The 26,013-nt window shown below is 70.9% G+C and carries 23 protein-coding genes; 15 read left to right on the top strand and 8 right to left on the bottom strand.

The window, feature by feature from the left end; all coding sequences use genetic code 11:
* Positions 1-66 precede the first annotated feature (66 nt).
* From ACX9TP_RS27100 to ACX9TP_RS27080, 5 genes are all read left to right on the top strand, one after another.
* Positions 67-981 (top strand): HEAT repeat domain-containing protein, encoded by a 915-nt coding sequence (locus ACX9TP_RS27100; protein WP_482973516.1) that lies wholly within the window; start codon positions 67-69, stop codon positions 979-981.
* A complete protein-coding gene (locus tag ACX9TP_RS27095; protein ID WP_482973515.1) occupies positions 959-1,618 on the top strand; it encodes a hypothetical protein in 660 nt (219 codons plus the stop codon). The genes ACX9TP_RS27100 and ACX9TP_RS27095 overlap by 23 nt, the downstream gene beginning before the upstream one ends.
* A 100-nt stretch (positions 1,619-1,718) precedes the next feature.
* Positions 1,719-2,738 carry a biotin--[acetyl-CoA-carboxylase] ligase gene (locus tag ACX9TP_RS27090; protein ID WP_482973514.1) on the top strand — a complete coding sequence of 340 codons (1,020 nt, stop codon included), beginning with the start codon at positions 1,719-1,721 and terminating at the stop codon, positions 2,736-2,738.
* A 52-nt stretch (positions 2,739-2,790) separates the two neighbouring features.
* Positions 2,791-3,561 (top strand): type III pantothenate kinase, encoded by a 771-nt coding sequence (locus ACX9TP_RS27085; RefSeq protein WP_482982227.1) that lies wholly within the window; start codon positions 2,791-2,793, stop codon positions 3,559-3,561.
* Positions 3,558-4,691 carry a hypothetical protein gene (locus ACX9TP_RS27080; RefSeq protein WP_482973513.1) on the top strand — a complete coding sequence of 378 codons (1,134 nt, stop codon included), beginning with the start codon at positions 3,558-3,560 and terminating at the stop codon, positions 4,689-4,691. Before ACX9TP_RS27085 ends, ACX9TP_RS27080 begins: the two co-directional genes overlap by 4 nt.
* 61 nt (positions 4,692-4,752) lie before the next feature.
* Here ACX9TP_RS27080 and ACX9TP_RS27075 read toward each other — a convergent pair whose 3' ends face one another.
* The 4 genes from ACX9TP_RS27075 to ald all read right to left on the bottom strand — a co-directional run bounded on the left by ACX9TP_RS27075 (position 4,753) and on the right by ald (position 9,629).
* Positions 4,753-6,513, bottom strand: a complete 1,761-nt coding sequence (locus ACX9TP_RS27075) for a response regulator transcription factor (RefSeq protein WP_482973512.1) — start codon at positions 6,511-6,513, stop codon at positions 4,753-4,755.
* 197 nt (positions 6,514-6,710) lie between these two features.
* Entirely contained in the window at positions 6,711-7,595 is an 885-nt protein-coding gene (locus tag ACX9TP_RS27070) for an anti-sigma factor family protein (protein ID WP_482973511.1), read from the bottom strand.
* A 23-nt stretch (positions 7,596-7,618) separates the two neighbouring features.
* The gene (locus ACX9TP_RS27065; RefSeq protein ID WP_482973510.1) at positions 7,619-8,260 is read right to left on the bottom strand and encodes a sigma-70 family RNA polymerase sigma factor; all 642 of its coding nucleotides are present in this window, start codon (positions 8,258-8,260) and stop codon (positions 7,619-7,621) included.
* A 241-nt stretch (positions 8,261-8,501) separates the two neighbouring features.
* Positions 8,502-9,629 carry an alanine dehydrogenase gene (ald, locus tag ACX9TP_RS27060; protein WP_482973509.1) on the bottom strand — a complete coding sequence of 376 codons (1,128 nt, stop codon included), beginning with the start codon at positions 9,627-9,629 and terminating at the stop codon, positions 8,502-8,504.
* 199 nt (positions 9,630-9,828) lie between these two features.
* Here ald and ACX9TP_RS27055 point away from each other — a divergent pair, with 199 nt between their 5' ends.
* The gene (locus tag ACX9TP_RS27055; protein ID WP_482973508.1) at positions 9,829-11,133 is read left to right on the top strand and encodes a radical SAM family protein; all 1,305 of its coding nucleotides are present in this window, start codon (positions 9,829-9,831) and stop codon (positions 11,131-11,133) included.
* Positions 11,134-11,172: 39 nt separating this feature from the next.
* On the opposite strand, the gene ACX9TP_RS27050 is transcribed toward ACX9TP_RS27055, so the two are convergent.
* Positions 11,173-12,033, bottom strand: coding sequence for a response regulator (locus ACX9TP_RS27050; protein WP_482973507.1), 861 nt, complete (start codon positions 12,031-12,033; stop codon positions 11,173-11,175).
* Positions 12,034-12,201: 168 nt separating this feature from the next.
* Here ACX9TP_RS27050 and ACX9TP_RS27045 point away from each other — a divergent pair, with 168 nt between their 5' ends.
* The 6 genes from ACX9TP_RS27045 to ACX9TP_RS27020 are packed head-to-tail and all read left to right on the top strand — an operon-like array spanning position 12,202 to position 19,444.
* A complete protein-coding gene (locus ACX9TP_RS27045; RefSeq protein WP_482973506.1) occupies positions 12,202-12,684 on the top strand; it encodes a chemotaxis protein CheW in 483 nt (160 codons plus the stop codon).
* Complete coding sequence (locus ACX9TP_RS27040) at positions 12,681-13,061, top strand: Frizzy aggregation protein FrzB (RefSeq protein WP_482973505.1); 381 nt, start codon at positions 12,681-12,683, stop codon at positions 13,059-13,061. The genes ACX9TP_RS27045 and ACX9TP_RS27040 overlap by 4 nt, the downstream gene beginning before the upstream one ends.
* Before the next feature lie 5 nt (positions 13,062-13,066).
* Positions 13,067-14,338 (top strand): methyl-accepting chemotaxis protein, encoded by a 1,272-nt coding sequence (locus ACX9TP_RS27035; RefSeq protein WP_482973504.1) that lies wholly within the window; start codon positions 13,067-13,069, stop codon positions 14,336-14,338.
* 33 nt (positions 14,339-14,371) lie between these two features.
* Entirely contained in the window at positions 14,372-16,663 is a 2,292-nt protein-coding gene (locus ACX9TP_RS27030) for a response regulator (protein ID WP_482973503.1), read from the top strand.
* Between the two features lie 34 nt (positions 16,664-16,697).
* Positions 16,698-17,693 carry a chemotaxis protein CheB gene (locus tag ACX9TP_RS27025; RefSeq protein WP_482973502.1) on the top strand — a complete coding sequence of 332 codons (996 nt, stop codon included), beginning with the start codon at positions 16,698-16,700 and terminating at the stop codon, positions 17,691-17,693.
* The gene (locus ACX9TP_RS27020; RefSeq protein ID WP_482973501.1) at positions 17,687-19,444 is read left to right on the top strand and encodes a CheR family methyltransferase; all 1,758 of its coding nucleotides are present in this window, start codon (positions 17,687-17,689) and stop codon (positions 19,442-19,444) included. Before ACX9TP_RS27025 ends, ACX9TP_RS27020 begins: the two co-directional genes overlap by 7 nt.
* 43 nt (positions 19,445-19,487) lie before the next feature.
* Here ACX9TP_RS27020 and ACX9TP_RS27015 read toward each other — a convergent pair whose 3' ends face one another.
* Together ACX9TP_RS27015 and ACX9TP_RS27010 are read right to left on the bottom strand one after the other, a co-directional pair.
* Positions 19,488-19,808 carry a polyhydroxyalkanoic acid system family protein gene (locus ACX9TP_RS27015; protein WP_482973500.1) on the bottom strand — a complete coding sequence of 107 codons (321 nt, stop codon included), beginning with the start codon at positions 19,806-19,808 and terminating at the stop codon, positions 19,488-19,490.
* A 104-nt stretch (positions 19,809-19,912) separates the two neighbouring features.
* Entirely contained in the window at positions 19,913-21,376 is a 1,464-nt protein-coding gene (locus ACX9TP_RS27010; RefSeq protein WP_482973499.1) for a deoxyribodipyrimidine photo-lyase, read from the bottom strand.
* Between the two features lie 307 nt (positions 21,377-21,683).
* Here ACX9TP_RS27010 and ACX9TP_RS27005 point away from each other — a divergent pair, with 307 nt between their 5' ends.
* The 3 genes from ACX9TP_RS27005 to ACX9TP_RS26995 all read left to right on the top strand — a co-directional run bounded on the left by ACX9TP_RS27005 (position 21,684) and on the right by ACX9TP_RS26995 (position 25,201).
* Positions 21,684-23,183 carry a hypothetical protein gene (locus tag ACX9TP_RS27005; RefSeq protein WP_482973498.1) on the top strand — a complete coding sequence of 500 codons (1,500 nt, stop codon included), beginning with the start codon at positions 21,684-21,686 and terminating at the stop codon, positions 23,181-23,183.
* 68 nt (positions 23,184-23,251) lie between these two features.
* Complete coding sequence (locus ACX9TP_RS27000) at positions 23,252-24,397, top strand: DUF1015 family protein (protein ID WP_482973497.1); 1,146 nt, start codon at positions 23,252-23,254, stop codon at positions 24,395-24,397.
* Between the two features lie 51 nt (positions 24,398-24,448).
* A complete protein-coding gene (locus ACX9TP_RS26995) occupies positions 24,449-25,201 on the top strand; it encodes a tRNA1(Val) (adenine(37)-N6)-methyltransferase (RefSeq protein WP_482973496.1) in 753 nt (250 codons plus the stop codon).
* 14 nt (positions 25,202-25,215) lie between these two features.
* On the opposite strand, the gene ACX9TP_RS26990 is transcribed toward ACX9TP_RS26995, so the two are convergent.
* Entirely contained in the window at positions 25,216-25,986 is a 771-nt protein-coding gene (locus ACX9TP_RS26990; protein WP_482973495.1) for a hypothetical protein, read from the bottom strand.
* Positions 25,987-26,013 lie beyond the last annotated feature (27 nt).

The raw sequence follows: 26,013 nt of genomic DNA, 5'->3' as shown, positions 1-26,013 counted from the left end.
GGGGGACCGCAGGCGGGCGGGGAATGGCCGGCGCCGTCGCGCCCCGGGTGTTAACCTGGGGGGGCGATGAAGCCGGCCCTGGTGCTCGCCTCCTGCGTCGTCCTTCTCGGTGCCTGCCGTTCGCAGGCGCCGCGCTACCCGGTGGCGCCGGTGGAGGTCTCCGGCACCACCGTGCGGGACAACGCCCTGCTGGGGCTCGCCCCCGAAGGGGTGGCGACGCTCCTCACGCAGGCGCTGAAGTCCTCCGGCCGCTTCGAGCCCCAGTCCGAGGACGCGCCCCGCGAGGTGCGCCCCTGGCGGCTGACGCTGGACGTGCCCTTCACCCGAGAGGTGCTGAAGGACGGAGACCCGCGCAGCTATGCCGAGGTGGGTGCCAGCCTCACGCTGGAGCGCTTCGGCGGGGACCTCCCGCAGCACTATGAAGTGGTGGGCCTGGGCGAGGCGCCCGTCATGAAGGACACGCCCGCCGGACGCCAGGAAGCCATGCGCGTGGCGCTGCAGAGCGTGCTGCGCCAGGTGACGGACTCCGCCGTGTTGCAGCTCGCCGCGCTGGAGCGCAGCGACGACGCGCTGGTGCAGGACCTGCGGGCGGAGGACTCGCGCCTGCGCGACGTCGCCCTGCACACGCTGGCGGAGCGCCAGCACCCGGCCGCCGCGCCGCTGCTCATCGAGCAGCTCAAGGACGCCGCCGACGCGGACGCGCTGCGGAAGACCATGGGCACGCTGGTGGAGATGAAGGCGCGCACCGCGGTGCCCGTGCTCATCGACCTGGCGCGGGGCCGGGAGCTGGGCTTCGTGCAGGAAATCGTCTTCGCGGTGGGCGAGATTGGTGGCCCCGAGGCGGAGGCCTACCTCTATACGGTGGCGCAGGGGCACGACGCGCCCTCCGTCCAGGCCGCGGCGCAGCAGGCGCTGGACACGCTCTACGCATCACGCAAGCACTCGACGGCGGAGGCGCGTGGCCCGGGCCACGCGGACTGACATCCTGATGAAGCGTTCATTCGTCGTGGGGGCGGTGGCCCTGCTGGCCACCCTGGTGCTGGGCAGCGGCTGCTCCAAGAAGGTGGAGGCCGCGCCGAGGGCGCCGTCCACCGACAACGTGGCCCAGTACTACCCGCTCGCGGTGGGCAACCGCTGGACGTACCGGCTCAATGGCATCGCCAACAAGCAGGTGACGGTGGAGATCCTCGGGCAGGAGGAGGGCTACTTCGTCGACAACCAGCGGGGCCAGCTCGCGGTGGACGCCTACGGGCTCCGGGACGCGAAGCGCTACCTGCTGCGCGGGCCGCTGGAGGTGGGCCACTCGTGGACGAACGTGGTGTCCGTGTCGTCCACGGAGCGCTACCGCATCATCGGCGTCGGCGTGACGTGCCAGGCCCCCGCCGGCACCTTCCAGGGCTGTGTCCAGGTGGAGGGGCGCAACCGGATGGATGCGAACGCCACCCTGGTGAACACCATGTCCTTCGCCCCCGGCGTGGGCATCGTCCGCCTGGACATCGCCGTGGAGGCGAAGGACGGCCAGCGCACGCCGCAAATCCTCATGGAGCTGACGAACTGGCAGCTCACCAATGGACAGGGCGGAGGTCAGCCCGCCGCCGAGCCCGCTCCAGCCGGCTGAGCGCCCGCCGCGAGCCGGGGCGGGGCTGGGGCGCCGGGGCGGGTTGAAAGCCCGGCCGCCCCTCCGTACCGTGGCGCTTCCTTCCAAAGAGGGTCCTTCCGTGCCCGCCGATTCGACCGAGCAGACGCAGGAGGAGCTCATCCTGGGCTTCCTCTCCGAGAGTGGAAGCGACTTCACCTCCGGAGAGGCGCTCTCCGGCAAGCTGGGGCTGTCGCGCACCGCCGTGTGGAAGCGCGTGGAGGCGCTGCGCACCCAGGGCTACCGGATTGAGGCCATCTCCGCCCGGGGCTACCGCCTGCTGGGGGTGCCGGACCGGCTCACCTCGCTGGAGCTGGCCCCGCTGCTGACCACCCGTGACATGGGCCGCACCGTGCACCACCACGCCTCGGTGGGCTCCACCAACGAGGTGGCCTTCCGGCTGGCGCAGGACGGGGCCGAGCACGGCGAGGTGGTGGTGGCCGAGCAGCAGACGGCCGGCAAGGGCCGCCGGGGCCGCGCGTGGGTGTCCCCGCCGGGGCTCAACCTCTACTTCTCCGCCATCCTCCGCCCGGAGCTGCCGCCGCAGCGCGCGCCGGAGCTGACGCTGGTGGCGGCCGTGGCGCTGGCGGAGACGCTGCGCGAGCAGGGGACGGAGGCCGCCATCAAGTGGCCCAACGACGTCCACCTGGACGGGCGCAAGGTGGCGGGCATCCTCACGGAGCTGTCCGCCGAGCCCGAGCGCGTGCACTTCGTGATTGTGGGCGTGGGCGTCAACCTCAACTCCCGGGAGGAGCACTTCCCGGAGGAGCTGCGCGAGACGGCCACCTCGCTGGCCCTGTCCACCGGCCAGCGCGTGCCCCGCGCCCGCTTCGCCGCCGCCCTCTGGGGCCGGATGGAGGCGTGGCTGGACAGGTACCTCGAGGAGGGCTTCGACCCGGTGCGCGCCCGCTGGAAGGCGCTGTCCTCCACCCTGGGCCAGGACGTGCTGGTGCGCACCGACAGGCAGGAGCTGCGCGGGCGGGCCGAGGACATCGACCCGTCCGGCGCGCTGCTGGTCCGGACGGAGGGGGGCTCGCTCGAGCGGGTGCTCGCGGGCGACGTGGAGCAGCTGCGGCCCCGGAAGCCGGCCCGCCCCAGGTAGGGCCGGGGAGGGCAGCCCGGGCGCCTGGCTTCGCGATAGAGTGCGGAGCGTGATGCTCCTGGCCATCGACGTTGGCAATACCAACACCGTCCTTGGGGTCTTCGAGGGTCGGCGACTGCTGGACCACTGGCGGGTGGAGACGAGCACCCGCCGCACCTCGGACGAGTACGGCATCCTCGTCCGCCAGCTCTTCACCCACAGCGGTGTCGACGCGACGAAGGTGTCCGCGGTGGTGGTGTCCAGCGTGGTGCCGCCGCTCCAGTTCAACCTGGAGAAGATGAGCGAGCGCTACTTCCGCACGCGCCCCATGTTCGTCGGGCCGGGCGTGAAGACGGGCATGCCCATCCTCTACGACAACCCGCGCGAGGTGGGCGCCGACCGCATCGTCAACGCGGTGTCCGCCTACGAGAAGCACCACTCGGGCGTCATCGTCGTCGACTTCGGCACCGCCACCACCTTCGACGCCGTGTCGCCGAAGGGCGAGTACCTGGGCGGCGCCATCTGCCCCGGCATCAACATCGCCATGGAGGCCCTGTTCCAGAATGCCTCCAAGCTGCCGCGCGTGGAGTTCGCGCGGCCCCCGCACGTCATCGGCCGCAACACCGTGCACTCCATCCAGTCCGGGCTCGTGTTCGGCTACGTGGGGCTGGTGGACGGCATCTGCGCGCGGATGCAGGCGGACCTGGGCTTCCCGGTGCGCGTCGTCGCCACCGGGGGCCTGGCCGCGCTGGTGGCGACCGAGTCCAAGGCCATCCACGAGGTGGACGAGTTCCTCACGCTCGAGGGCCTGCGCATCATCTACGGAAGGAATCACGCGTCATGACCACCGCAGTCCCCAACGCCGTCCCGGCGCCGCCCCCCGGCTGTCCCTTCAACGCGGAGTTCCTGCCGCCCAACCTGCGCAAGCACGTGGACCCGGCCGCGCCGGTGCCGCTGCGGATGATGGCGGCCAAGTCGCTGGTGCCGCTCAGCCCGTCGGACATGCTCGGCGCGCTCTACATGCTGACGTTCGACCCGGACGCCGGCGTGCGCGACACGGCGACGAAGACGGCCGCCACCCTGCCCGACAGGATTCTCGGTTCCGCGGTGCGCGACGAGGAGGTGCAGCCGCCCGTGCTGGGCTACTTCCTGGGCCTGCTCAAGGACAAGGAAGCCTACGCGGAGATGCTGGTCCTCAACGCCAGCACCCCGGACGACGCGGTGGCCGGCGTGGCGAAGGACTGCTCCGCGAAGCTGGCGGAAATCGTCAGCCAGAACCAACTGCGCCTGCTGCGCCACGAGGACATCCTCCGCAACCTGTGCGCCAACCCCAACGTCCCCGTGTCGCTCACCGACAGCGTGTGTGACTTCGCGGTGCGCAGCGGGCTGGTGCTCGTGGACGTGCCGCAGATGAAGACGGCGCGCATCCGCCTCTTCGGCCCCGAGGCCGCCGAGGCCCCGCCGGACCCGGGCCCCACCGCCGAGCAGGTCCTCCAGGAGTTCCAGGAGGTGGCGAAGGAGGACGCCGCGCCCATGGAGGAGGGCAAGAAGCTCACGCTCGCCCAGCGGGTGATGAAGATGTCCATCGCGGAGAAGATCAAGCTCGCCACGCTGGGCAACAAGGAGGCCCGCGGCACGCTCATCCGGGACACCAACAAGCTGGTGGCGGTGGCCGTCATCCGCAGCCCGCGCATCACCGACGGCGAGGTGCTCAGCTGCGCGGCCAACAAGGCGATGATGGATGACGTGCTGCGCGTCATCTACAACAACCGCGAGTGGACGAAGAACCAGAAGGTGAAGCTGGCGCTGGTGAAGAACCCCAAGGTGCCGCTCACCATCACCATGAAGTTCCTCAACTCGTTCCGCGACGCCGAGCTGAAGGACCTCGCCCGCGACAAGAACGTGCCCGCCGCCGTGCAGTCCTTCGCGAAGAAGCTCCACGAGAAGAAGACCACCCCGAAGAAGCAGGAGTAGGGCGGGGCGGGGAGCACGGCCCCGGGCTTCATTTGAAGGCCCGGGGCTCGACTTCAGGACTTCAGGCCGCGGCCTCGTCGGCGTCCGCCACGGCGGAGGCCGGCTCATCCAGCAGCTGCTGGGCGATGGCGAGCGCCTTCTTCGTCTTCTCGCGCAGCTTCTCGTCGTTCTTGATGCGCGCGTAGAGCTTCGTCACGCGCTCCTCGTCGCGCACCGCGGTGGCCTCCAGCTCGCTGATGCGCTTGCGCAGCGCCTCGGCCTCCTCGGCCGCGCGGGTGCCCTGCTCGGACAGCTGCGCGTTGGCCTCCTCGAGCTGCGCGCGCAGGGACTCGGCCTCGCGCTGGGCGGCGTCCACCTGGCCGCGCAGCCCTTCCGCCTCTTCCTGGGCGGCCTGGAGGTCCGCCTCGAGCTGGCCGGTGCGGCCGCGCAGCTCCTCCACCTCGGCGCCCAGCGACTGGGCCTGGGCCTGGTGCTGCTCCACCTCCGTCTGGAGCACCGTCACCTGCGCGGCGGCGCCGCGGGCCTCTTCCTTGGCGGCGGCGAGCTGCTGGTCCACGCGCTTGCGCTCGGTGGTCAGCGTCTCCACGCGCGTGGTGAGCGTCTTGAGCTGCGCGTCGCGGCGGGAAATCTCGGAGTCGGCCGTGCTGGCCTTCTGCTCCAGCTCCAGGTGCTGGTCCTTGAGCTCGACAATCTCCTGGTCCTTCTGGTTCAGCTCCGTCTTCAGGCGGAGGATTTCCTTGTCCCGCTTGTTGACGGCGTCGCGCAGCGCGAAGGTGTCCTTGTCGTTCTTCCCGGTGGCCGCGCGCGCCGTCTCCAGCTCGGTGGCCTTGCCCTCCAGCTCGGCCTCCAGCTCGCGCACGCGGTCCTCGGCCTGCGTGGCCTGGCCCTGGGCGTCGGTGAGCGCGCCCTGCAGCTCGGCCACCTTCGCGCGCAGGTTGCGCAGCTCCGCCGCGTCCGCCGCGGACGTGGCCGGGGCCGCCGCCGTCACGGCGGGCGTGGCGGGGCGCGCGGGCGGCAGCGACATGCGCGGGGTGGCGGCCGCGGGCGGCGGCGGCGCGGCGCGAGCGGGCTCCGGCGGGCGCACCGGCTCCGGCGGGCGCGCGGGCTCCGGGGGCATGAAGCCCACCACCGTCTTCTCCGAGTCATCCAGCGCGTCCAGCGCGTCGTCCGCGTCGCTGCCCAGCGCGTCCAGCGAGGCGAAGTCCTCTTCCACGCCCTCCACCACCGCCTCCGGCGGGGCGATGACGGGCTCCTCCTCGATGGAGGGCTCGCTCTCGGGCGCGGCCATGTCGCTGAAGGCGGCGTCGAGGTCCAGCTCCTCGCCCTGCACCGCGGCCTCCTCGCCGGTGTCGACGGAGATCTCCTCGCCGAAGTCCGCCGTCATCGGCTCGTCGCCGAGCGCGTCCAGCGTGAGGCTCTCGTCCACCACGTCCTCGGACGCCGGTAACTCCGGGAAGCCGATGAGCGCGCCCACGCGCTCCACCAGGAGGTTGGCGTCCACCGGCATGGCGACGTACTCGTCCGCGTGCGCCTTCAGCTTGCGGTGCTGCGCGAAGCCGTCCGGGTTGCCGACGATGACGATGGGGACGTTCTTGAGGTCGTCGTCCTTCTTCAGCTTGCCGCAGATGAGGTAGCCGTTCTGCCCCGCGGCCAGGTCCACGGCGATGACAGCGAGGTCCGGCCTGTCTCGGCGGATCTGCTCCACGCTGCCCTTGCCGTCGGCGGTGTCCTCCACCGTGAAGCCTCGGGCCTCCAGCGCGGGACGCAGCGTGGCGGCGAGGGCGGTGTCGCTCTTTTCGACGATCAGGATTTTCTTGGACATGGAGGGACGGCCCGTCCTGCGGTGCGGCGCGCGCGTGAGCACCCCGAGGGCGTCACCGCGCGAAATAGGAATACGCCGTCGAGGCTATCGGCCATGCAGGGGACCGTCAATGTTCCGCCCGGACGGAATCCCGGCCGCCCGGAGAGCGGGCAGGCGTCATGCAACGAACGTTTGGGAGGTGCGGCAGACGGCGCGACTCAGCGAGGGAACGTCACCGTTTCGAAGGGGACGGACGGACGCGAGTGCTGCGCGGGCGCGGGCGAGATGAGCGGCTCCTCGGACTGCTGCGGCTCCGACTTGCGGGCGATGACCTCACCGCTGTCACGCTCGGAGAGCATCCGGCGGATGTCGTCCTCGTCCATGTCGGTGACCATCTCGTAGACGATTTCGTCATCCCGCCAGGTGACGACGTTGTAGCCCTGCGCGGAGTCCACCTCCACCGCCTTCAGGGCCTGGACCTTGGGCGCCGCCGCTTCGTCGTCGGGGACGACGAAGACGCTCAGCCGGCGGCTCGGCTCGCCTTCCTTCTGCGGCAGCGTCTCGTAGCTGATGAACGCCACTTCCTTGCCGTTGAGGATGGAGATGCGGCCGCCCAGCGGCTTCGCCTTCGGGAGCTGCGGAAGGGTGACGCGCGAGTCCACCTTGTCCTTGAACCACGCCTCCATCTGCTCGGGTGAGGCGGAGGCGATTTCGAAGGGCAGCACCTTGTTGTGGCGCTGGATGGCCTCGCGGCGCGCCAGTTGCTGGCGCCGCTCGGACTGGTACGTCACCCAGCCTCCGCCCACCGTCACCACCACCAGGGCCATGGCCCCTGCGCGCAGCCACACGCCGTACTGGGCGCGGCGCTGCTCGCGCTTGAGCCCCACCTGGAGACCCGCGCGAAGGGACGCAGGGGCCTGCATCCCCTTCACGGAGTGGCGCGCGGCTCGCCGCAGCGCCAGCTTCATCTGCGTCTCCTCCTCCACGCGGCGCTGACAGGCGGCGCAGCCGGAGAGGTGCGTTTCGAGGTCCACCCGCTCCTCCGGCTGGAATTCGCCGTCGAGGTACGGATAGAGGAGCCGTTCGAGTTCCTGGCAGGTCATGGGCGCGCGGGAGGAACCTGTTTCTACCCTGTCTTCTTCCTGTTCCGGTATTCTTCCAGGTCCGCGGGGGCGTTCACCGGCTCACCCTCATGCCGGAATACACCCTGGCCCACCGCGTACTCGCGCAGATTCTTCTGCAGGAGCTTGCGCCCGCGGAACAGCCGGCTCATCACCGTGCCCACGGGGCACTCGAGAATCTCGGCGATCTCCTTGTAGGAGAACTCCTGCAGGTCCGCGAGGATGACCACCAGCCGGAAGTCGATGGGCAGCGCGTCGATGGCGCGCAGCACGTCGTCCGACAGGAGCCGGTCGAAGAAGTACTGCTCCGGGTTGGCCGCGAAGTCCGTCGCGTCCCGGCTCACGAAGCGCTCGTGCACCGCCTCGCGCTCCACGCCCTCCACCACCGTGCGCTCCTTCACCTTCCGGCGGTACCGGTTGATGAAGGTGTTGGTGAGGATCTTGAAGAGCCAGGCCTTGATGTTGGTGCCCCGCTCGAACTTGTCGAAGAAGCGGTAGGCCCGCATGCAGGTGTCCTGCACGAGGTCCTCCGCATCGCGCTCGTTCTTCGTCAGCCGCAGGGCAGCCGAGTAGAGCGGGTCCAGATGGGCCAGCGCCAGCTCTTCGAATTCCTGCTTCGTTCGGTTGGGTTGCCTGAAGTCCAACATGTCCCGCCTTCCAAGGGCCCGAAACAATTGGGGAATGAGTTGTCGCCTGCCCATCAATGTATGCACGGGAACAGACTGGGCAACAACGCCATCCCTGCTACACCCGGCCGCACGCCCGCTTCGGGAATGCTAGACGTCCGCCAGGAGAAGTTATTCCCCACCAGGAATAACGAACGGGGAGGCCGGATGTCGCCATCCGAACCTCCCCGCCGGGTCCTGCCTGACTGCCTGCCTGGTGGGCCTACTTGCGGCCGGCGAGCGCGTCCGCCAGGGGCACGTAGTCGTAGCCCATGTCCTTGGCGACGGCCTCGTAGGTGACGTGGCCGTTGTAGGTGTTCATCGCACGGGCCAGGGCGCGGTCGGACTTCACGGCCTCCACCAGGCCCATGTCGGCGATCTTCCGCGCGTAGGGACGGGTGGTGTTGGTGAGCGCGTACGTGGACGTCTGCGGCACCGCGCCGGGCATGTTGGCCACGCAGTAGTGGACCACGCCGTGGACGACGAAGGTGGGGTTGTCGTGGGTGGTGGGCTTGCACGTTTCAATGCAGCCGCCCTGGTCCACCGCGACGTCGACGACGACGGAGCCGGGGCTCATCTCGGCGATGAGGGCCTCGGAGACGAGCTTCGGGGCCTTGCCGCCGGGGATGAGCACGCCGCCGATGACGAGGTCGGACTCGCGCACGGACTTCGCGATGCTCTCCGTGTCCGAGGCCAGCACGCTGGTGCGGCCGAGGAACACGTCGTCCAGGTAGGTGAGGCGCTCCAGGTTGACGTCGAGGATGGTGACCTCGGCGCCCATGCCCACCGCCACCTTGGCGGCGCACAGGCCCACCACGCCACCACCGATGACGGTGACGCGGCCGCGGCGCACGCCGGGCACGCCGCCCAGCAGGATGCCCTTGCCCCCGTGCGCCTTCTCCAGGCACGCGGCGCCCACCTGGATGGCCATCTTCCCGGCCACCTCGGACATGGGCTTGAGCAGCGGCAGGCTGCCGTCATCCAGCTGCAGCGTCTCGTACGCGACGGCCGCCGCCTTCTTCTTGAGCAACGCCTTCGTCAGCTCCGGGTCCACGCCGGCCAGGTGGAAGTACGTGTAGATGATCTGGCCGGGCTGGATGCGCTCGTACTCGGGCGCAATCGGCTCCTTCACCTTGACGATCATCTCCGCGCGCTTCCAGACCTCGTCCGCGCTGGCGATGATCTGCGCGCCGACGCGCTGGTACTCCGAGTCGGGGATGCCGGAGCCGACGCCGGCGTTCGTCTCGACCAACACCGTGTGGCCCGCGCTCGTGAGCGCGCGCACGCCCGCCGGAACCATGCCGACGCGGTACTCACGGGTTTTGATCTCCTTGGGAACTCCGACGATCACGACTGCCTCCAGAGGGGGACTTGAAATCGCGCGGACCCTACCCAAAACCCGGGGGGAATCAAGGCGCGCCTGGAAGCCGGATGCATGCCTCCGGTGAGCCGGAGTAACCTCTCACGTATGACGCGCGGCGTTGAATGCGATGCGTCTGTCGTCGCTTGGACGTCGAAGAAACGCGGGGCCGGTGGTAGTTGAGGAAGGCATGACGTCCGCACCGAAGCTGCTGTTCGCCGACCCCAAGGGCCGGGTGATGGAGCATCCGTACCTGCTCGCCACGCTGCGCAGCGGGGAGGAGCTCGTCCCGCCGCAGGACAAGCCCATCCCCCTGCCGGAGGCCGGACGGCTCGTGCACCTGCCCGGCCGGCTGCCCGTGGGGCTGCACCCGGAGACGGGTGAATTGGAGCTGGTGCGGGAGATGAAGGTGGGTGGCAAGACGTTCGTCCCCAACGCGGTGGGCGCGCTCCTGCCGCCGGGCTACACGCGGACGTTCCTCCCCGGCGAGGTGAAGGGGAGCGGGCCGGTGCTGCCGCAGTGGGCGTACACCGCGGCGGCGTGGGTGGGCGAGGGCCCGGTGGCGTGGGCCATTCACACCGACCGCCGCTCGCATTGGGACCCCGAGCGCTACTCCACGCCGGAGATGAAGGCGCTGGTGGAGCAGCACATGAAGCGCTTCCCCGACAACCGGGTGCTCAAGCAGCTCAAGACGTGCGCGCTCATCTACCGGTGCTTCACGTCGCAGAACACCTTCTACGTGCGCGACGAGGCCGCCATCCCCGCGTCCGTCATGTGCAACGCGCGCTGCGTGGGCTGCATCTCCGACCAGCCCGCGGACGGGCCGCCCGCCTCGCACGAGCGCATGGACGACGGGCCCACCGGCGAGGAGATGGGGCAGATTGGCCTGTTCCACCTCCAGCACGCGCCGGGCCGCACCATGGTCAGCTTCGGCCAGGGCTGCGAGGGGGAGCCGCTCACGCGCTGGAAGCAGATTGCGGAAGCCATCCGCTACATGCGCGCGCACTCGCGCGAGGGCTCCATCAACATCAACACCAACGCCAGCCTCACGAAGGGACTGGAGGCGCTGTTCGACGCGGGGCTGGACGCCATCCGCGTGTCGCTCAACTCGGCGGTGAAGGACCTCTACGAGGCCTACTACAAGCCGGTGAAGTACGGCTGGGAGGACGTGGAGGCGTCCATTGCCCTCGCGCGCGAGCGCGGCGCGTACCTGGCGCTGAACCTGCTGCTCTTCCCCGGCGTCACCGACCGCGAGGGCGAGGTGAAGGCGCTGGAGCGGCTGGTGAAGAAGTACCGCGTGGACCAGGTGCAGACGCGCTCCTTGTGCATCGACCCGCTCCAGTACCTGGAGGTGGCGCGCGACAAGGGCGCGGGCGGCGAGCCCGTGGGCATCCGCACGCTGCTGCAGCGGCTGAAGGCGGCGCGGCCGGGGCTCGTCATCGGCAACTTCGCGCGCGGCCTGGACGAGCGGGAGAACGCGGCCGGGCGAGGGTAGGGCGAGACGCCGGGGGCCGGCACACGGCCCCGCGCGCGTCTACTCGTTGCCGGGGGGCAGCAGCTCCTTGGCCACCATGTTGCCCATCACCGCGTCCTTCGGGATGTAGCCGTCGGCGCCGGCCTCGCGGCAGATGCGCTGGAGCTCCTCGACATTCTCGCCGGAGCACAGCAGCACCTTGATGCCCTTGAAGAGGCTGTTGCTCTTGATGAAGCGGCAGAACTGCTCGCCATTCACGTTGGGCATCCGCACGTCCAGCAGCACCAGGTCCGGACGCGTCTGCTTCTTGAGGATGATCTTCGTGGCCTTGTCCGCGGTGTCGGCCACGTGCACCTCGAAGCCCTTGGACACGAGGTCCGCTTCGATGATGCGGGCCGTCATCTCGCTGTCATCCACGATGAGGATGCGCGGCTTGCGCCCGCCCGCGGCGGCCGGCTTGGCGGCGGGGATGCCACCGGTGGCCGCGGGAGCCGGGGGGGCGGCGGCGGCGGGGGGCGCGGCCGGAGCCGCCGGCACGGCGGTGGGGACGCCCAGGGCGGGAGGTCCAATCAACCCCATCACCCCGCCCAGCACGGCCTCCAGGCCGCCGCTCTTGAGGATGTAGCCGTCCGCGCCGGAGGCCTTCGTCTTGCCCTGCAGCTCCGCCTCGGGGATGTCGGAGTAAAGCACCAGCTTGGCGGTGACCTTCTTCTGCCTCCGGAGGTACTCGACGACGTCGTCGCCGAACATCTCCGGCATGTTCACGTCCATGAGGATGAGCGCGAACGGCCCCTCGGTGAGCTTCTGGTCGAGGCTGGCCAGGTCCTGCGCGCCGCTCGCCTGGTAGCCAGCGGCGGTGAGGGCCCGTACGGTGAGCTCCACCAGCATCGGGCTGTCGTCAATGACCAGTACGCGCGACATCGTCCTCCTCAAAGGAATCCCGCTAACCCTACACCTTTGAATCCGCGCGGACCATCGAAACGGCGACCGAGCAGTCGGGCTCTCAGGTCTACTTGACCGGTTTTCGTCCCCTCCGGATACTTTGCCGCCTTGACCACGACCCCGACACCCCTCCAGCGAGCCCTCCGGATGGCCCCGGACCGCGCTGTAGCCGCCCAGGCCCGTCCGGAGCAGGAGTTCTTCTGCTTCCGGGTGGGAGACCTGCGGCTCGGCGTGCCCAGCGAGAATGTGCTCGAGGTTCTCCGCGCGGGCCTGCTCACCCCCCTGCCGAGGACTCCGTCCTTCATCATGGGCGTCACCGGACACCGAGGAGAGGTGCTGCCGGTCGTCGACCTGCTGCGCTTCCTCTCCAAGGGAGAGGCCCGCATCGGCCCGCGCACCCGCCTGTTCGTCGGCATCACCGGCAGCTACGTGGCCGGCGTCGTCGCCGACACCGTGCTCGGCCTGCGCCGCATCCCGGTGGCCGAAATCCTCCCTCCGCCACTGGGCGGTGACGCCGCCGCCGAGCACCTGCTCGGTGTGGTGCAGGGCAGCGGCCCCCAGGACGGCATCAACCTCCTGAACTTCTCCAAGCTGCTGCAGACCGCGCGGCAGCGGGCGGTGGCTCGATGAACGACGAGCACGTCCAGGAGCAGGAGGTGGTGGACATCCTGTTCTTCGACATCGGCCACTCGCTGTACGGCACCGACGCGTCCTCGGTGCTGCGCATCGACCGCTCCCTGCCCGACGACATCACGCTCCCCGGGCTGGGCCAGCCCCACCGGGGCCACCGCGCCATCGTCTTCGACACGCCGGAAGGCGAGGGCCACCTGAAGGTGGACGCCGTCCACGCCGTGCGCTCCATCCCCCTCAACTCGCTCCGCCGGATGCCCCCCACGGCCGGAGCGGCCCCCTATGCCGTTGGCGTGTACCTCGAAGAGGCCCGCGCCGTGTTGCTCATCGATCTGGTGGAAACCGCCAGGACCCAAGGAACTCAAGGAAGGCACTGACCGCAATGTCCCTGGACACCCCCAACGACAAGTCCACGTCCAAGGCTCGCTCCGCCCGGAAGGCCCCCGCCTCCAAGGCGGCTGCGGGCTCCAAGGCCAGCGCCAACCCGGCGACGACCCAGGCCCAGTACAAGGCCTTCACCGACACGTTGCTGACGGTGCTCTCCGGCAACCTCCAGGCCCGCGTTCCCAAGGAGCTGGTGGGCGAGGGCGGCGCGGAGATGGCGCACCTGCTCAACCAGGTGCTCGACAACCTCGCCGCGTCCGAGCACCGCAAGCAGGTGTCGGCGCAGGAAATCGACCAGGCGCTCGACTCGCTCATCGGCCTGGTGCGCGAGGGTGATTTGTCCCGGTGGAACACCACCACCGAGGACCCCCAGCTCGGGCCCCTGCTCGAGGGCTTCGGCAAGGTCATCGAGACGCTGCGCACCTTCGTGCGGGAGATCAACGAGGCGGCGCTGCGCCTGTCCTCGTCCGCCAACCAGGTGCTCGCGGCCTCCACGCAGCACGAGACGTCCTCCACGGAGCAGGCGGCGGCCATCCACGAGACGACCGCCACCATGGAGGAGCTGAAGCACGCGTCCGCGCAGATCGCGGAGAACGCGGGCAGCGTGGCGCGCGTGGCGGAGGAGACGCTCGGTGCCGCTCGCGCGGGCCGCGGCGCCATTGGCGAGTTCATCCAGGCCATGCAGCAGATCCGCAGCGACGGCGTCGCGGTGGCGGACTCCATCGCCAAGCTGTCCAAGCGCGTGGAGCGCATCGGCACCGTGGTGGAGGTCATCGACGAGATTGCCGACCGCTCGGACCTCTTGGCGCTGAACGCGGCGCTCGAGGGCAGCCGCGCGGGTGAGGCCGGCAAGGGCTTCTCCATCGTCGCGGCGGAGATGCGGCGCCTGGCGGAGAACGTCCTGGACTCCACCAAGGAGATCAAGAACCTCATCACCGAGATTCGCGAGGCCACGGCCGCGGCGGCCGGTGCGGCGGAGGCTTCCAAGACGGCGACCGAGTCCGGCGAGAAGCTGGGCGCGGTGGCGGCGCAGGCGGTGGAAGGCATCCTCGCCGGTGTGCAGGAGACCAGCGACGCGGCCCGCGTCATCAACCTCGCCACGCAGCAGCAGCGCACGGCGACGGAGCAGGTGGTCGCGTCCATGGCGGAGATCGAGGACGTGACGCGCCAGACGACGCAGGCCTCCAAGCAGGCCACGGGTGCCGCCGCGGAGCTCACGCAGCTCGCGGGCCGGCTGGCAGAGCTCATCAAGCGTTTCAAGGCCGACTAGCGCTTCCTGGAACGGGAGGGGCGAACGCCGGCCATGGACACCGAGGCTCTCAAGAAGTCCCTCCTGAAGAAGTTCCAGGAGGTCACAGCGGACCGCCTCCAGAAGATTCAGCTGGGGGTATTGGACCTGGAGAAGGAAACCGCGGACCAGGCCGCGGAAGACGTCGCGCGCGAGCTGCACACGATGAAGGGGGAGGCCCGCATGCTGGGCCTGCCCGTCATCGGGCAGCTGGCGCACGCCGCCGAGGACGTCCTGCGCGCCGAGCGCGAGGGCAGGACGGCCACCGAGATTGCCACCGACGTCCTGCTCAGGGCGTGTGACGTTCTCTCGGACCTCAACGAGGACCTGGCGGGCGCCAACACCGGCACCCCCGCCAGCGAGGAGATGGTCAAGGCGCTCTCGGAGGTCTCCGGCCAGGAGCCGCCCTCCATCGGGCCCAAGCCGAAGCCGGCCGCTCCGCCGCCTGCGCCGCCCGTCGCGGCGCCGGTGGCCCCGAAGCTCGTGGCTCCCGCCCCGGCGCCGGTGGCGGCTCCGGCCGCGCCCGTGCAGCGTGCTCCCGAGCCTCCCGCCGCGGCGGCTCCGGCCGCTCACGAGGAGGCGCAGGGCGCGGCGAAGTCCGCCGCCGTGGCGGACCGGACCATCCGCGTCAACGTGGAGGTGCTGGACTCGCTGGGGCTGCTCGCGGGCGACCTGCTCGTGGAGAGCGCCCGCGGCCGGCTGCGCAGCTCGGAGACGGAGGCGCTGTTCGAGCGCTTCAGCCGCCTGGGCGACCGCTTCCTGCGGCTCGCGGAGCAGGTGGAGATCCCCACGCCGGTGCGCGCGCTGCTGGACCGTGTGGAGAGCGACCTGCACATGCTGCGCGACGATGCGTTCCGCTTCGTGCGGCGCAACGACGACGGCATCAACACGCTGCACGGCAACCTCGCGAAGATGGCGGACCACGTGGCCGAGGCCCGGCTGGTGCCGCTGTCCACCGTGTTCGACGCCTTCCCCCGCGCGGTTCGCGAGATGTCGCGCACGCAGGGCAAGGAGGTGGACCTGGTCATCGAGAACGCCGACATCGGCGTGGACCGGTCCATGCTGGGCGACGTGCGCGACGCGCTGGTGCACCTGCTGCGCAACTCGGTGGACCACGGCGTGGAGTCCCCGGACACGCGCCAGAGCCTGGGCAAGCCGCTCACCGGCCGCATCCGCATCCGGGTGCGCGTGGACGGCGACATGCTCCACATCGAGGTGGAGGACGACGGCCGCGGCATCGACCCGGAGCGGCTGCGCCAGGCCGCCGTCAACAAGCGCCTCATCACCCAGGTGCAGGCCAACGCGCTGTCCGAGCGCGAGGCGATCGAGCTCATCTTCCGCCCCGGCTTCTCCACCCGCGACCAGGTCAGCGAATTGTCCGGCCGTGGCGTGGGCATGGACGTGGTGAAGCGGAAGGTGGAGACGCTGGGCGGCTCGGTGGGCGTCAACAGCCGCATCGGCCGTGGCACCACGATTACGCTGCGCCTGCCGCAGTCGCTCGCCCTCATGAAGGTGCTGCTGGTGCGCCTGGGCGACGACGTCTACGGCATGCCCGCCGCGGACGTGGAAGCGGTGATGCGCGTCAAGCCGGAGGACCGGCTCGAAATCTTCGGCACCCTCGCCGTGCGGCACCGGGGCAAGCCCACCGCGCTGGTGGCGCTGGGGCCGCTGCTGGGCCTCAACGGCGGCAACCGCTTCGACAAGCCGCCCGCGGTGGTGGTGCGTCACGGCGAGGACCACGCGGCGCTCGTCGTGGACGGCTTCGTGGACGAGCGCGAGGTCGCCGTGAAGCCCTGCGGCGGCGAGTTCCTCAAGGGCGCGCCCTTCATCGCCGGCACCGCGGCGCTGGAGGACGGCCGCATCGCCGTGCTGCTGCACGTGCCGGACATCATGGCCGAGGTGCGCCGCATGGCGCGTCCCGTCACCCAGGCTCCGGCGGCCAGGCGCCTGCGGGTGCTGCTGGTGGACGACTCGCCCATCGCCCGCGCCACGGAAGGAGCGCTGGTCAAGGCGCTGGGCCACCAGCTGGAGGAGGCCCAGGACGGAGAGGAGGCGTACGCGAAGGTGCAGAACAACACGTACGACCTCATCCTCACCGACGTGCAGATGCCGAAGATGGACGGCTTCTCGCTGGCGCGGCGGCTCAAGTCGACGCCCGCGGTGGCCCGCATCCCCGTCATCATCCTGTCGTCGCTGGCCTCTCCGGAGGACAAGCGCCGCGGCCTGGACGCGGGGGCGGACGCCTACCTCGTCAAGGGGGAGCTTGGCGTGGAGGTCCTCGCGCAGGCCATCGACCGGCTGACCTGAGGAACCACGCTTGGGCGGCCCTCCGGCGGCAGGAATGGCATTCCGGGTGCTCATGGTGGGCAAGGGGCTGCGTGCGCTCGCCGCGCGCGGCCTCTTCGACGGGGAGTCGCTCGTCCCGGTGGGCCCGGCGGAGGTGGACTTCGCCGGCGCGCTGGTCGCCGTGCAGCGCCACTTCCCGGACGTGCTGCTGGTGGACCTCAGCGCCCGCGAGGCGCTGGAGGCGATTGAGCACGTCATGGTGGAGCGGCCCGTGCCCATCTTCGCGCTCCACCCGGGCGCGCTGTCCGGCCAGGACGCCTTCCAGGCCGTGGCCCTGGGGGCGCTGGACGTGGTGGAGCGCCCGGCGTCACCGGGGGCGGACTTCTGGGCCCATGTCTCGCGCAAGCTGGTGATGCTGGCGCAGGTGAAGGCGGTGCGGCAGGTGAGCACCCGGCCCCTGCCGCGCACGGACGCGCCCGCGCCGCCCTTCCCGCTGGTGGCCATCGCCGCGTCGCTGGGCGGCCCCAAGGCGGTGGCGCAGGTGCTGCGGATGATTCCGCGGGGCTTTCCGGCGCCCCTGGCCTACTGCCAGCACATCAGCGAGGGCTTCACCGAGGGGCTGGCCCACTGGCTGTCCATGGAAACGGCGCTGCGGGTGCAGGAGGCGGAAACCGGAGTGGTGATGGAGCCCGGCACGGTGTACATCGCTCCGTCTGGCAGTCACCTGTTGGTCCGACCGGAGGGCAGGTTGGAGCTGGACTCGGGGCCCGCGCTCCGTGGTTTCAGACCTTCGTGTGACATGCTGCTCACTTCCGCGGGCGAGGCCTTCGGCTCGCGCTGCATCGGGGTCATCCTGACGGGCATGGGGCGCGACGGCGCGCGAGGGTTGAAGGAGATTCGTGAGCGCGGTGGGAGGACCATCGCGCAGGACGAGGCCACGTCCACCGTCTGGGGCATGCCCCGCGAGGCCGTGCTGATGGGCGCCGCGCAGGAGGTGCTGCCGCTGGACCGGATTGGACCGATGCTGCTTCAGTGGGTGGACGCGTGCTGACCGCGAGCAACAAGGTGCTCCAGCAGCTGGCCGCGCTCCTGCTCGAGCGTGCGGGCCTCAAGATTACGCCGGACGGCTTCCACAGCCTCCGCCTGGCGCTGTCCACCCGCATGCCCGTGGTGGGCATGGAGGAGCCGGAGAAGTACCTCGCTCAGCTGTCGGGCCCGGGCGGTGAGGAGGAGCTGCGCTCGTTCCTTCCCCTGGTGACGGTGGGACACACGGAGTTCTTCCGCGACGCGAAGCAGTTCCGCGCGCTGGAGAAGAGCGTGCTGCCGGAGCTGGTGACGCGCGCGCGGCGCGAGCTGCGCAAGGTGTCCGTCTGGTCCGCCGGCTGCGCGACGGGCGAGGAGCCCTACAGCGTGGCCATGGTGCTGGCCGAGCTGGGCGCGCTGTCCATGGAGGTGGACCTGCTGGCCACCGACCTGAACCTGGCCGCGGTGGACGCCGCGCGACAGGGGCGCTTCACCTCGCGCCGCTGCATCAGCATCGGTCCGGAGCGGCTCAAGCGCTTCTTCCGGCCCGTGGACGAGGGCTACGAGGCGCTGCCCTCCCTGCGCGACTACATCCGCTTCGACGGGCAGAACCTGGCGGTCCCCGTGTTCGACAAGGTGGGGCTGTCCTCGCTGGACCTCATCCTCTGCCGCAACGTCATCATCTACTTCGACCTGCCCACCATCCGCGGGCTGATGGACCGCTTCCTCAGCGCGCTGCGGCCGGGCGGGCTGCTGTTCCTGGGCTACTCGGAGAGCCTCTTCAAGGTCTATGACCGCTTCGAGATGATCGAAGTGGACGGCGCCTTCGTGTACCGGCGCCCGCTGTCCGACAAGGGCGTCCGCCCGCCGCCGCTGCGCATCACCCCGTACCCCGGCGAGCCGGACGTGCCCGAGCGCAAGCAGACGCCGGAGACCTTCGCGGCCGACCTGCGCAAGCGCATCCAGGCGGAGTCCGCGTCCGGAGCCCTGACGCGGGGCACGCCGGCTCCGGCGTCCCCGCAGGGGCCGGCGGCCCCGGGCGCTCCCAGGGCCGTGAAGGGGGCCCCGCTGACTCCGGCCACGCCGCCGCCCGTGGGGCCGGCTCCGCGCTCCGGCGACCTGGCGCGCCCGCGCATCACCCAGGAGCTCCCGGCGGTGTCCGCTCCGGAGTCCGTGCGCCCGCGCATCACCCAGGAGATTCCCACGGTGACGCCCACGCGCAGCGCCACGGGCGAGGTGCCGGCGTGGCCCAAGCTGCTGCCGCCCGCGGAGCGCCTGGCCATGGCCGTGCGGAAGATGGCGCAGGGGGACTTCCCCGCCGCCATCGCCGGCGTCGAGCGCCTGCTCGTGGACGAGCCGAGCGACCTGGATGCCATCCTGACGCTGGGCAACCTCTACTCGCTGACGGGCCGCATCCCCGAGGCGCGCGACACCTTCGCGCAGGCGATTCAGCGCGAGCCGCTGTGCGTGGAGGCGCGCGTGTTCGGCGGGGTGGCGGCGCTGCAGGCCGGGAAGCTGGACGAGGCGCGCTCGGAGCTGAGCAAGGCGCTGTTCCTGGAGCCCACGCTGGCCATCGGCCACTACCTGCTGGCGCAGGTGTTCGAGCGCTCCCAGGAGCCGGACTCGGCACGGCGCAGCTATCGCAACGCCATTGCCCAGCTGCGCTTCCCGCAGCGGCCCCTGGCCGGGCACTACCCGGAGATGCCGGACTCGGCGGACGCCATCTCCCGCGCGGCGCGCTATGCGCTCGCCGCGCTGGAGGAGCAGCCCCTGCGCTGAAAAGCAGCGCGGGGGCCGCCGGGCCCGGAGGCCGGGGCTGCTGCTAGCCCAGGTTCGTCTTCACCTGGTCCAGCGTCTTCTTCGGGTCCAGCACGGAGGCGAACTTGTCCTGCAGGTAGGACTTGGCCTTGCCGCGCAGGAGCATGCCGGGGTCGGTGCCCTCGCCCTGGACCTGGTTGTCGGTGATGACGAAAGACGCATCCATCTGGATGCCCATCACCTTGCCGGCGATCTTCGCGCCGTCGCCCGCCCAGTCCGCCTTCACGCCGTATTTGCTGTTCCAGTACTTCAGCAGCTGCTCGACGCGCTGCTTCACCTCCTCCTTCGGGAGGGAGTGGGGGATATCGAACTTCATCATGCCCATGGCCCGGCTCCTGATGTCGGTGACCCGTCCGTGCGTTTAGTGGCGCGCGAGCGGGAAGGGAACCGCCGTCTCACTTTTGATGGCGCGGATGTCAACAGGCTTGCTCACCGGCCGGCCACGCGGCGGGGGCGCTTGAGCTTCACCGGCGGGTCCCCGGGGCGTCCCCAGTGGGCCAGGTACGGTGCCAGGTCGTACTTCTCCGCGGTGCGCGGCGAGCTCATGGGCCGCACCTTCCCCAGCACCTTCCGCTCCTGGAAGGGCCTGTCGTGCAGCCCCAGCACCCACATGAAGTTGGCCACGCTGGCCGGGTCCCTCCCGTCCACCGCGTACTTGTCGTTGAGCAGGGCGATGCGCCGGAGGCCCTCCTCGGGGGTGGCGCTCCACTCCAGCAGCTTCTTCCCCCAGAGCATGCGCAGGTAGTTGTGGATGCGGCCGCGCTCCAGCAGCTCGCGCTGGGACGCGTTCCACAGGCCGTCCCCGGTGCTCGCCGTCTCCAGCTGCTCCAGCGTGTAGAGGTGCTCGCGCGCGTCCTTCTGGTGCGTGGCCAGCGTCTCGCGCGCCCACGCGGGCAGCGACTCCAGGGAGAGCTGCCGGGGGCCGGGCGTGTGGAAGCAGTAGTTGAAGCCGAGCTCGCGCCGCACCAGCAGCTCTTCCAGGAAGGCGCGCACGGCGGGGTGGTCCGTGCCGCGCGAGCGGATGACGGCGCGCACCGCTTCGCCCGCGAAGAGGTTGCCCCAGTGGAAGAAGGGGGACAGGCCGGACTGGTGCGCGCGGCCCGGGTCGTTGCGCTCGGTGTCGTAGCCGTCCATGCGCTGGAGGAAGGCGTTGAGCGACTCGAGCCCCGCCTTGCGCCCGCCGCGCTCGGAGATGGGGGCCACCGCGTGGTCGATGTCGAAGGCGGCCAGCGCCACGCGGGCCTCGCGCGCGTCCGCGGTGTCGAAGCCCGGCTCCAGCTTGCGCCCCGCGGCCGCGGCCTTGACGGCGCGGGCGGGCAGGGTGCGGCCCAGGTACTCCGGCCATAGCTTCTGCAGCTTGGGGCGCAGGGTGTAGGCGCCGGCCTGCACCGTGGCGATGCGCTGCATGGGCACCACGCACGACGCGTCCACCGCGAACAGCGGCACGTCCAGCGCCTTCGCCGCGCCGCGCAGGTGGCCGGGGATGATGAACGTGGGGAACAGGTCCGACACCACGGCGGCGGCGCGGCGGCCCAGCTCCGCCAGCCGGGGACGGTGCTCCCGCTTGCGGCGCGGCAGCTCCAGCCAGCAGGGCAGGCCGCGCGAGGCACAGCCCGTGGCCATGTCGGCCATGCCCTCGAGCGCCCAGGCGTGGAGCCGGTCCGAGGCGTAGGGGTAGTCCGGGCGGAGGGCCTGGTACACGACCACGGGCAGGCCCAGGTGGTTGCCCAGGGCGATGGCCACGTCGAGCGCGTGGTTCTCCTCGGCCCGGTGGTTCACCATGCACCAGTAGAGGACGAAGTCCCGCGAGTCGGTGGGGAAGGGCAGGTCCTTCACGACCACGACGCGCGCGGAGTCCACGCCAAGCTCGGACCACGAAAACCCGGAGGGCATGTGTCTCCCGATGCTCGGACGGCGTCCGCGTCGCGGAAGAAAAATACATGTGTTTCAGATACATGTTTCGGGAGGGTGCGTCGGTGGGCGTCGGGCCGGATGGAGCCCATGCCCGGTGCGCTGCGAGTCGCCTCCCTCCTGAAGGTCGCCGGAAGCGCCGGGAGCAACCCCGCGCGCGCCGGCGCATGGGGCGGGATGCGGGCCCGGGCGGGCCTGGGGACCGGAAGTGGACGGAAGTGCCCAAAAACCGGCGCTCCGGTACGGGTTGTGGTCTTCTGCGCGGCCGGCTGACCCAAGGAGTCGTTGCGTGCCACATCCGAGATTCTGGAGCTGCCTGTCCGTCGCCGCCCTCACCCTGGCGCTCGCCGTGCCGGTGACCGCCGGCGCGCAGGCGTCCTCGTCCTACCCGTCCACGCCGCCCCCGTCCTCCGCGCAGCCGGGGTACGCGCAGCCGCAGGCGTATCCGCAGGAGCCCGCCGCCCCTCCGTCCCCCGCGCCCGCGTCGCCTCCGCAGGACTCGGCGCAGCCCGCGCCGGCCTATCCGCCGCCGCAGCAGGCGTACCCGCCGCCGCAGAACACCGCGCCGCCGCAGCAGGCCTCTCCGCCGTCGCAGAACGCGTATCCGCCCCCGCAGCAGCAGCCCGCGGACCCGGCGTATCCGCCGCCGTCGCAGAACGCGTATCCGCCCCCGCAGCAGCAGCCGGCGTACCCGCCGTCGCAGAACACGTATCCGGCGCCGCAGCAGCCCACGTACGCGCCGCCCACCACCGCGCAGCCGGACCCGGCGCCGCAGTCCCCCCAGGGCACGGACCCCTCGGCCTCGGATGCGCCCCGGGTGCCTCCGGAGCCGGGCTCGCTCGTCACGCAGCCGCAGGCGCCGCTGACGCCGGACGAGCAGACGGACCCGTCGAAGCCCTCCGCGGTGCCGTCGTCGGCCACCGCGTCCGCCGTGCCGCCGCCCGAGGACACCGGGGTGATGCTGGACGGCCGGCCCCGCCAGGGCCCCTTCCTGTCCGGCCCCGGCAGCCTCACCTTCATGTTGCACCACACGACACTTGGCGCGCTGGGCGGCTTCTTCACGCAGGCCTTCGCCAACGACTTCAACTTCAACCAGAGCTCGCGCGAGGCGATGCTGGCCGGCACGCTCATCGGCGCGGGCCTGGGCTTCGGCGCGTCCGCGTGGTGGCAGTTCAACAACTGGGTGGACAAGCCCATGGCCCACTTCGGCATCGGCAACTCGGTGGTGGGCGGCATGTTCATGGCCGGCTTCATGGACCTGTTCACCCAGGACCCGGGCGTGCTGACGTGGTCCGCCTTCCTCGGCGCGGAACTGGGCGCGTGGCTCACCGCGGGGCTCGGCGGTGGGCAACTGCCGCTCAACGACGGCCTGCTGATTTCGTCCGGCGCCGGCTGGGGCATGGCGTACGCCGCGCTGCTCCTGGCCATCATCCACTTCTCCGGCACGGACGTGTCCGGCAAGACGTGGCGCGACACGCTGCTGCTGGCCCCGGGCATCGGCGCGGGCGCGCTGGCGCTGGCCACCATGCGGTATGACCCCACACCCTCGCAAATCCTTCGCGCGGACATGTTCGGCGCCGGTGTGGGCGCGGCGGTGCTGCTCATCTCCGGCCTGGTGCTGGGCGGGTTCGACCAGTCCACGCCCTACGTGCTGTCCTTCCTCGGCTCGGCGGGCGCCATCACCACGGTGAGCCTCCTGTGGGAGGAGAGCGTGGACCGCTCGTCGCTGAAGATGGTCGGCGGCCCCTCGAAGGGCCGGGCCCGGCTGTACAAGAACGTCTGGTGGTAGACGGGCCGTAGGGCGGCCGGGCGGGCGCCATGGCACGGCGGGGCAGGAAGCACCACCTTCCCCCCGACATGGCGCGCGTTCATCCCTTTACGGCCCTGATGGCCTCGCTGGAGCAGCGGCTGGAGCCCAGCGACTATGTGCCGCGAAGCAACGCGGCGCCCCAGCCTTCCCATGTGCGCTCACTGCTGGGGGCGGCGAACCCCACGGCGGAATTGAGGCGCCTGCGCGAGTCGGGCGCCCTGCTTCGCGATGCGCGACCGGCGCTGTACCTGGTGGAGATTCACAGCCCCGCTGGCAAGCTGGGCGGCCCGCCGGTGCGCTTCCTGCTGTGCGCGCTGAACGCGGACGCGGGCCTTCCGCTGGAGCACGACCCGTACCGGCCCCGCGCCTGGGAGGCCGAGCCCGCCGTCACCCTCACCGCGGACGACCATGGCGTGCTGCGGGGGCTGTTGGCGGAGGCCTCGGAGCGCGCGATTACGGTGTGGCAGGGCCAGTTCGACGGCCACCCGATGTCGCTGCGGCGCATCGAGCCCTCGCCGGTGTCCAAGCGCATCCAGGCCGTGCTGGACGAAGCCCCCATGCGTCCGCTGGCGGCGCTGGACGAGGGGGGCCCCACGCTGGCGGCGGTGGTGCCCCTGTCGGACCCCGGCCTGGAGCTCCAGCCCATCCACCGTGCCCTGAAGGGCGTGGACACTTTCAAGGAAGAGACATTCCTCACGCTGGTGACGGCGTATGCGCGCGTCTACGAGCTGGATGAGCCGCTCGACACGCCGCGAGGGCTGGCCGCCGCGCGCGAGCGGCTGGCAACGCTCATCAGCGGACATCACGCGGTGCTGCTGGTGCTGCCGGGAGGGCGGGGGCGCATCCTGCGGTTCCGCCAGGGCCTGGACCTGGCGCACCTGAAGGGGGCGCCCCGGAATCCGACGTTGCGCAGCCTGGACCTGGCGCTGCTCAACGCGCTGGTGCTGCGGACGGTGCTGGGCATCAAGGACCCGGAGGCACCGGGGCATCCACAGGTGTTCCCGGTACAGGGGCTGGAGTCACTGGTGCGCGGCGTGGAGGAGGGCACCTTCCAGGCGGGCTTCGCCCTCAACCCTCCGCCGGTATGGGAGGTGCGAGCCGTGATGGAAGCACAGGCGACATTGCCGCCGAGGACACTCCGGGTGGAACCGCTTCCACCCGCGGGCCTTCTGTTCCTGGATCGCGAAGCCTAGCTTTCCAGCGTGAGGGTCCTGACACGAACCCTGCCGGACTGGCCCCGGCGCGTGCGGCTCGAGCTCCAACCGGGGCCCGGGGAGACCCTCGATTCGATTTGTGGTGGCGAGGTGCAGGTGCTCCAGCGCCGCCTGGGCTACCGCTTCACGTTGGACCCGCTGCTGCTGGCGCACTTCGCGGTGTACGAGGCGGGAGCGCTGCGGGGCCGGCTGATGGACCTGGGGACGGGCTGCGGAATCATCCCGCTGGTGCTCTCGCGCAGGCTGGGCCGCAAGGACATCACCGCGCTGGAGTTGCAGCCGAGGCTGTTCTCCCTCGCCGAGCGCAACGTGTACCTCAACCGCTGCGAGCGCGAGGTGACGCTGGTGCAGGGGGATTTGCGCCACGTGGAGGCGCAGTTCCCCGCGGGCAGCTTCGCGCACGTGCTCTGCAATCCGCCGTACCGCGCGCGCGCCTCGGGACGCACGAGCCTGTCGATTGAGAAGGCCATTGCCCGGCATGAATTGGCGTGTGAGTTGCCGGACGTGGCGCGCGCGGCGGCGCACCTGCTGGTGCCACGGGGCGCGCTGTGCATGGTGTATCCGGCCTCGCGCTTCAGCGACCTGGTGGACGTGCTGCGCGCGCACAGGGTGGAGCCGCGCACCGTGCGCTGGGTGCACCCGCGTGGAGACAGGCCCGCGAAGCTGGTGCTCCTCCATGCGGTCAAGGGGGGCAGGGCGGACCTGACGGTGCATCCTCCCCTCGTGGTGCATGCGGATGATGAGCACGCCTTCACGGAAGAAGTGCGGGCGATGATCGTCTGACGAAGCGGCGTGGTTCAGCCAGCCGTCAGCGCCAGCGCCAACGCGTTCTTGTGCCGACCGCGCAGCGCAATGCCCTGGGTGTAGAGCGTCCGCGTCGTCCAGCACGCCTCGTCGTCGGTGAGGCTGCCCATGCGCTGCAGGTTGTTCGCCAGCCGCTGCGCCTCCAGATTGCCCAGCTCCGCCCCCACCTGACCGAAGGCCTGCGTCACATCCGCCTGCCAGGGCTTCCGGGGCGGGTCCTGCCGCAGGTCGGCCGCCAGCGACTTCGCCACGATGGTGCTGAACTGACGGACGGACTCCTCGTCCATGCCGTTGAACATCCGGCCGAGCCCTTCCTCCTTGATGTCCCCACGCCCGAACGCGGCGCAGTCCTTCACCTCCGCGCCCTCCACCATGCGCGCGAGGATCTCCATGCGCTGCACCAGGTCCTCGTCGGAGAGCCGGCTCAGCCCGGAACGCGTCTTCATCATCGACGCCTGCTGCCGCTCCTCGCCCTTCATCCCCGGCGTGGCCTCGAACCACTGACGGATTTCGGGGTGGGCCTGCGTGGCCAGCGCCCAGTGCCGCAGGTACCGCTCCATGCCCGTGGTGGGCTCGCGCGCGACGAGCTCCGCCACCATGCCGTCGTAGTCCACCGGACGCCGCTGCTGGTACGCCCGCCAGCCCGCGCCCGAGCCCACCGCCGCCACCGTCACCAGCGCCACCGTGACGTTCTTCCCCGCCTTGAATGCATGTCCCAGGAAGCCCGCGACCCCTCCCGCGACACCTCCCACCAGACCGCTCATCAAAGCACTCGACCAATCCATTCTTCC

The organism is Pyxidicoccus sp. M15 (assembly GCF_056858435.1).
The sequence above is the reverse complement of the archived record's forward strand: the minus strand, read 5'-3'. Positions and strand labels throughout refer to the sequence as shown.

Coding starts and splice junctions, on each gene's coding strand:
- ACX9TP_RS27100 (WP_482973516.1), top strand. CDS start 67: ATGAAGCCGGCCCTGGTGCTCGCCTCCTGCGTCGTCCTTCTCGGTGCC.
- ACX9TP_RS27085 (WP_482982227.1), top strand. CDS start 2,791: ATGCTCCTGGCCATCGACGTTGGCAATACCAACACCGTCCTTGGGGTC.
- ACX9TP_RS27080 (WP_482973513.1), top strand. CDS start 3,558: ATGACCACCGCAGTCCCCAACGCCGTCCCGGCGCCGCCCCCCGGCTGT.
- ACX9TP_RS27075 (WP_482973512.1), bottom strand. CDS start 6,513: ATGTCCAAGAAAATCCTGATCGTCGAAAAGAGCGACACCGCCCTCGCC.
- ACX9TP_RS27070 (WP_482973511.1), bottom strand. CDS start 7,595: ATGACCTGCCAGGAACTCGAACGGCTCCTCTATCCGTACCTCGACGGC.
- ACX9TP_RS27065 (WP_482973510.1), bottom strand. CDS start 8,260: ATGTTGGACTTCAGGCAACCCAACCGAACGAAGCAGGAATTCGAAGAG.
- ACX9TP_RS27055 (WP_482973508.1), top strand. CDS start 9,829: ATGACGTCCGCACCGAAGCTGCTGTTCGCCGACCCCAAGGGCCGGGTG.
- ACX9TP_RS27050 (WP_482973507.1), bottom strand. CDS start 12,033: ATGTCGCGCGTACTGGTCATTGACGACAGCCCGATGCTGGTGGAGCTC.
- ACX9TP_RS27045 (WP_482973506.1), top strand. CDS start 12,202: ATGGCCCCGGACCGCGCTGTAGCCGCCCAGGCCCGTCCGGAGCAGGAG.
- ACX9TP_RS27040 (WP_482973505.1), top strand. CDS start 12,681: ATGAACGACGAGCACGTCCAGGAGCAGGAGGTGGTGGACATCCTGTTC.
- ACX9TP_RS27035 (WP_482973504.1), top strand. CDS start 13,067: ATGTCCCTGGACACCCCCAACGACAAGTCCACGTCCAAGGCTCGCTCC.
- ACX9TP_RS27030 (WP_482973503.1), top strand. CDS start 14,372: ATGGACACCGAGGCTCTCAAGAAGTCCCTCCTGAAGAAGTTCCAGGAG.
- ACX9TP_RS27025 (WP_482973502.1), top strand. CDS start 16,698: ATGGCATTCCGGGTGCTCATGGTGGGCAAGGGGCTGCGTGCGCTCGCC.
- ACX9TP_RS27015 (WP_482973500.1), bottom strand. CDS start 19,808: ATGGGCATGATGAAGTTCGATATCCCCCACTCCCTCCCGAAGGAGGAG.
- ACX9TP_RS27010 (WP_482973499.1), bottom strand. CDS start 21,376: ATGCCCTCCGGGTTTTCGTGGTCCGAGCTTGGCGTGGACTCCGCGCGC.
- ACX9TP_RS27000 (WP_482973497.1), top strand. CDS start 23,252: ATGGCGCGCGTTCATCCCTTTACGGCCCTGATGGCCTCGCTGGAGCAG.
- ACX9TP_RS26990 (WP_482973495.1), bottom strand. CDS start 25,986: ATGAGCGGTCTGGTGGGAGGTGTCGCGGGAGGGGTCGCGGGCTTCCTG.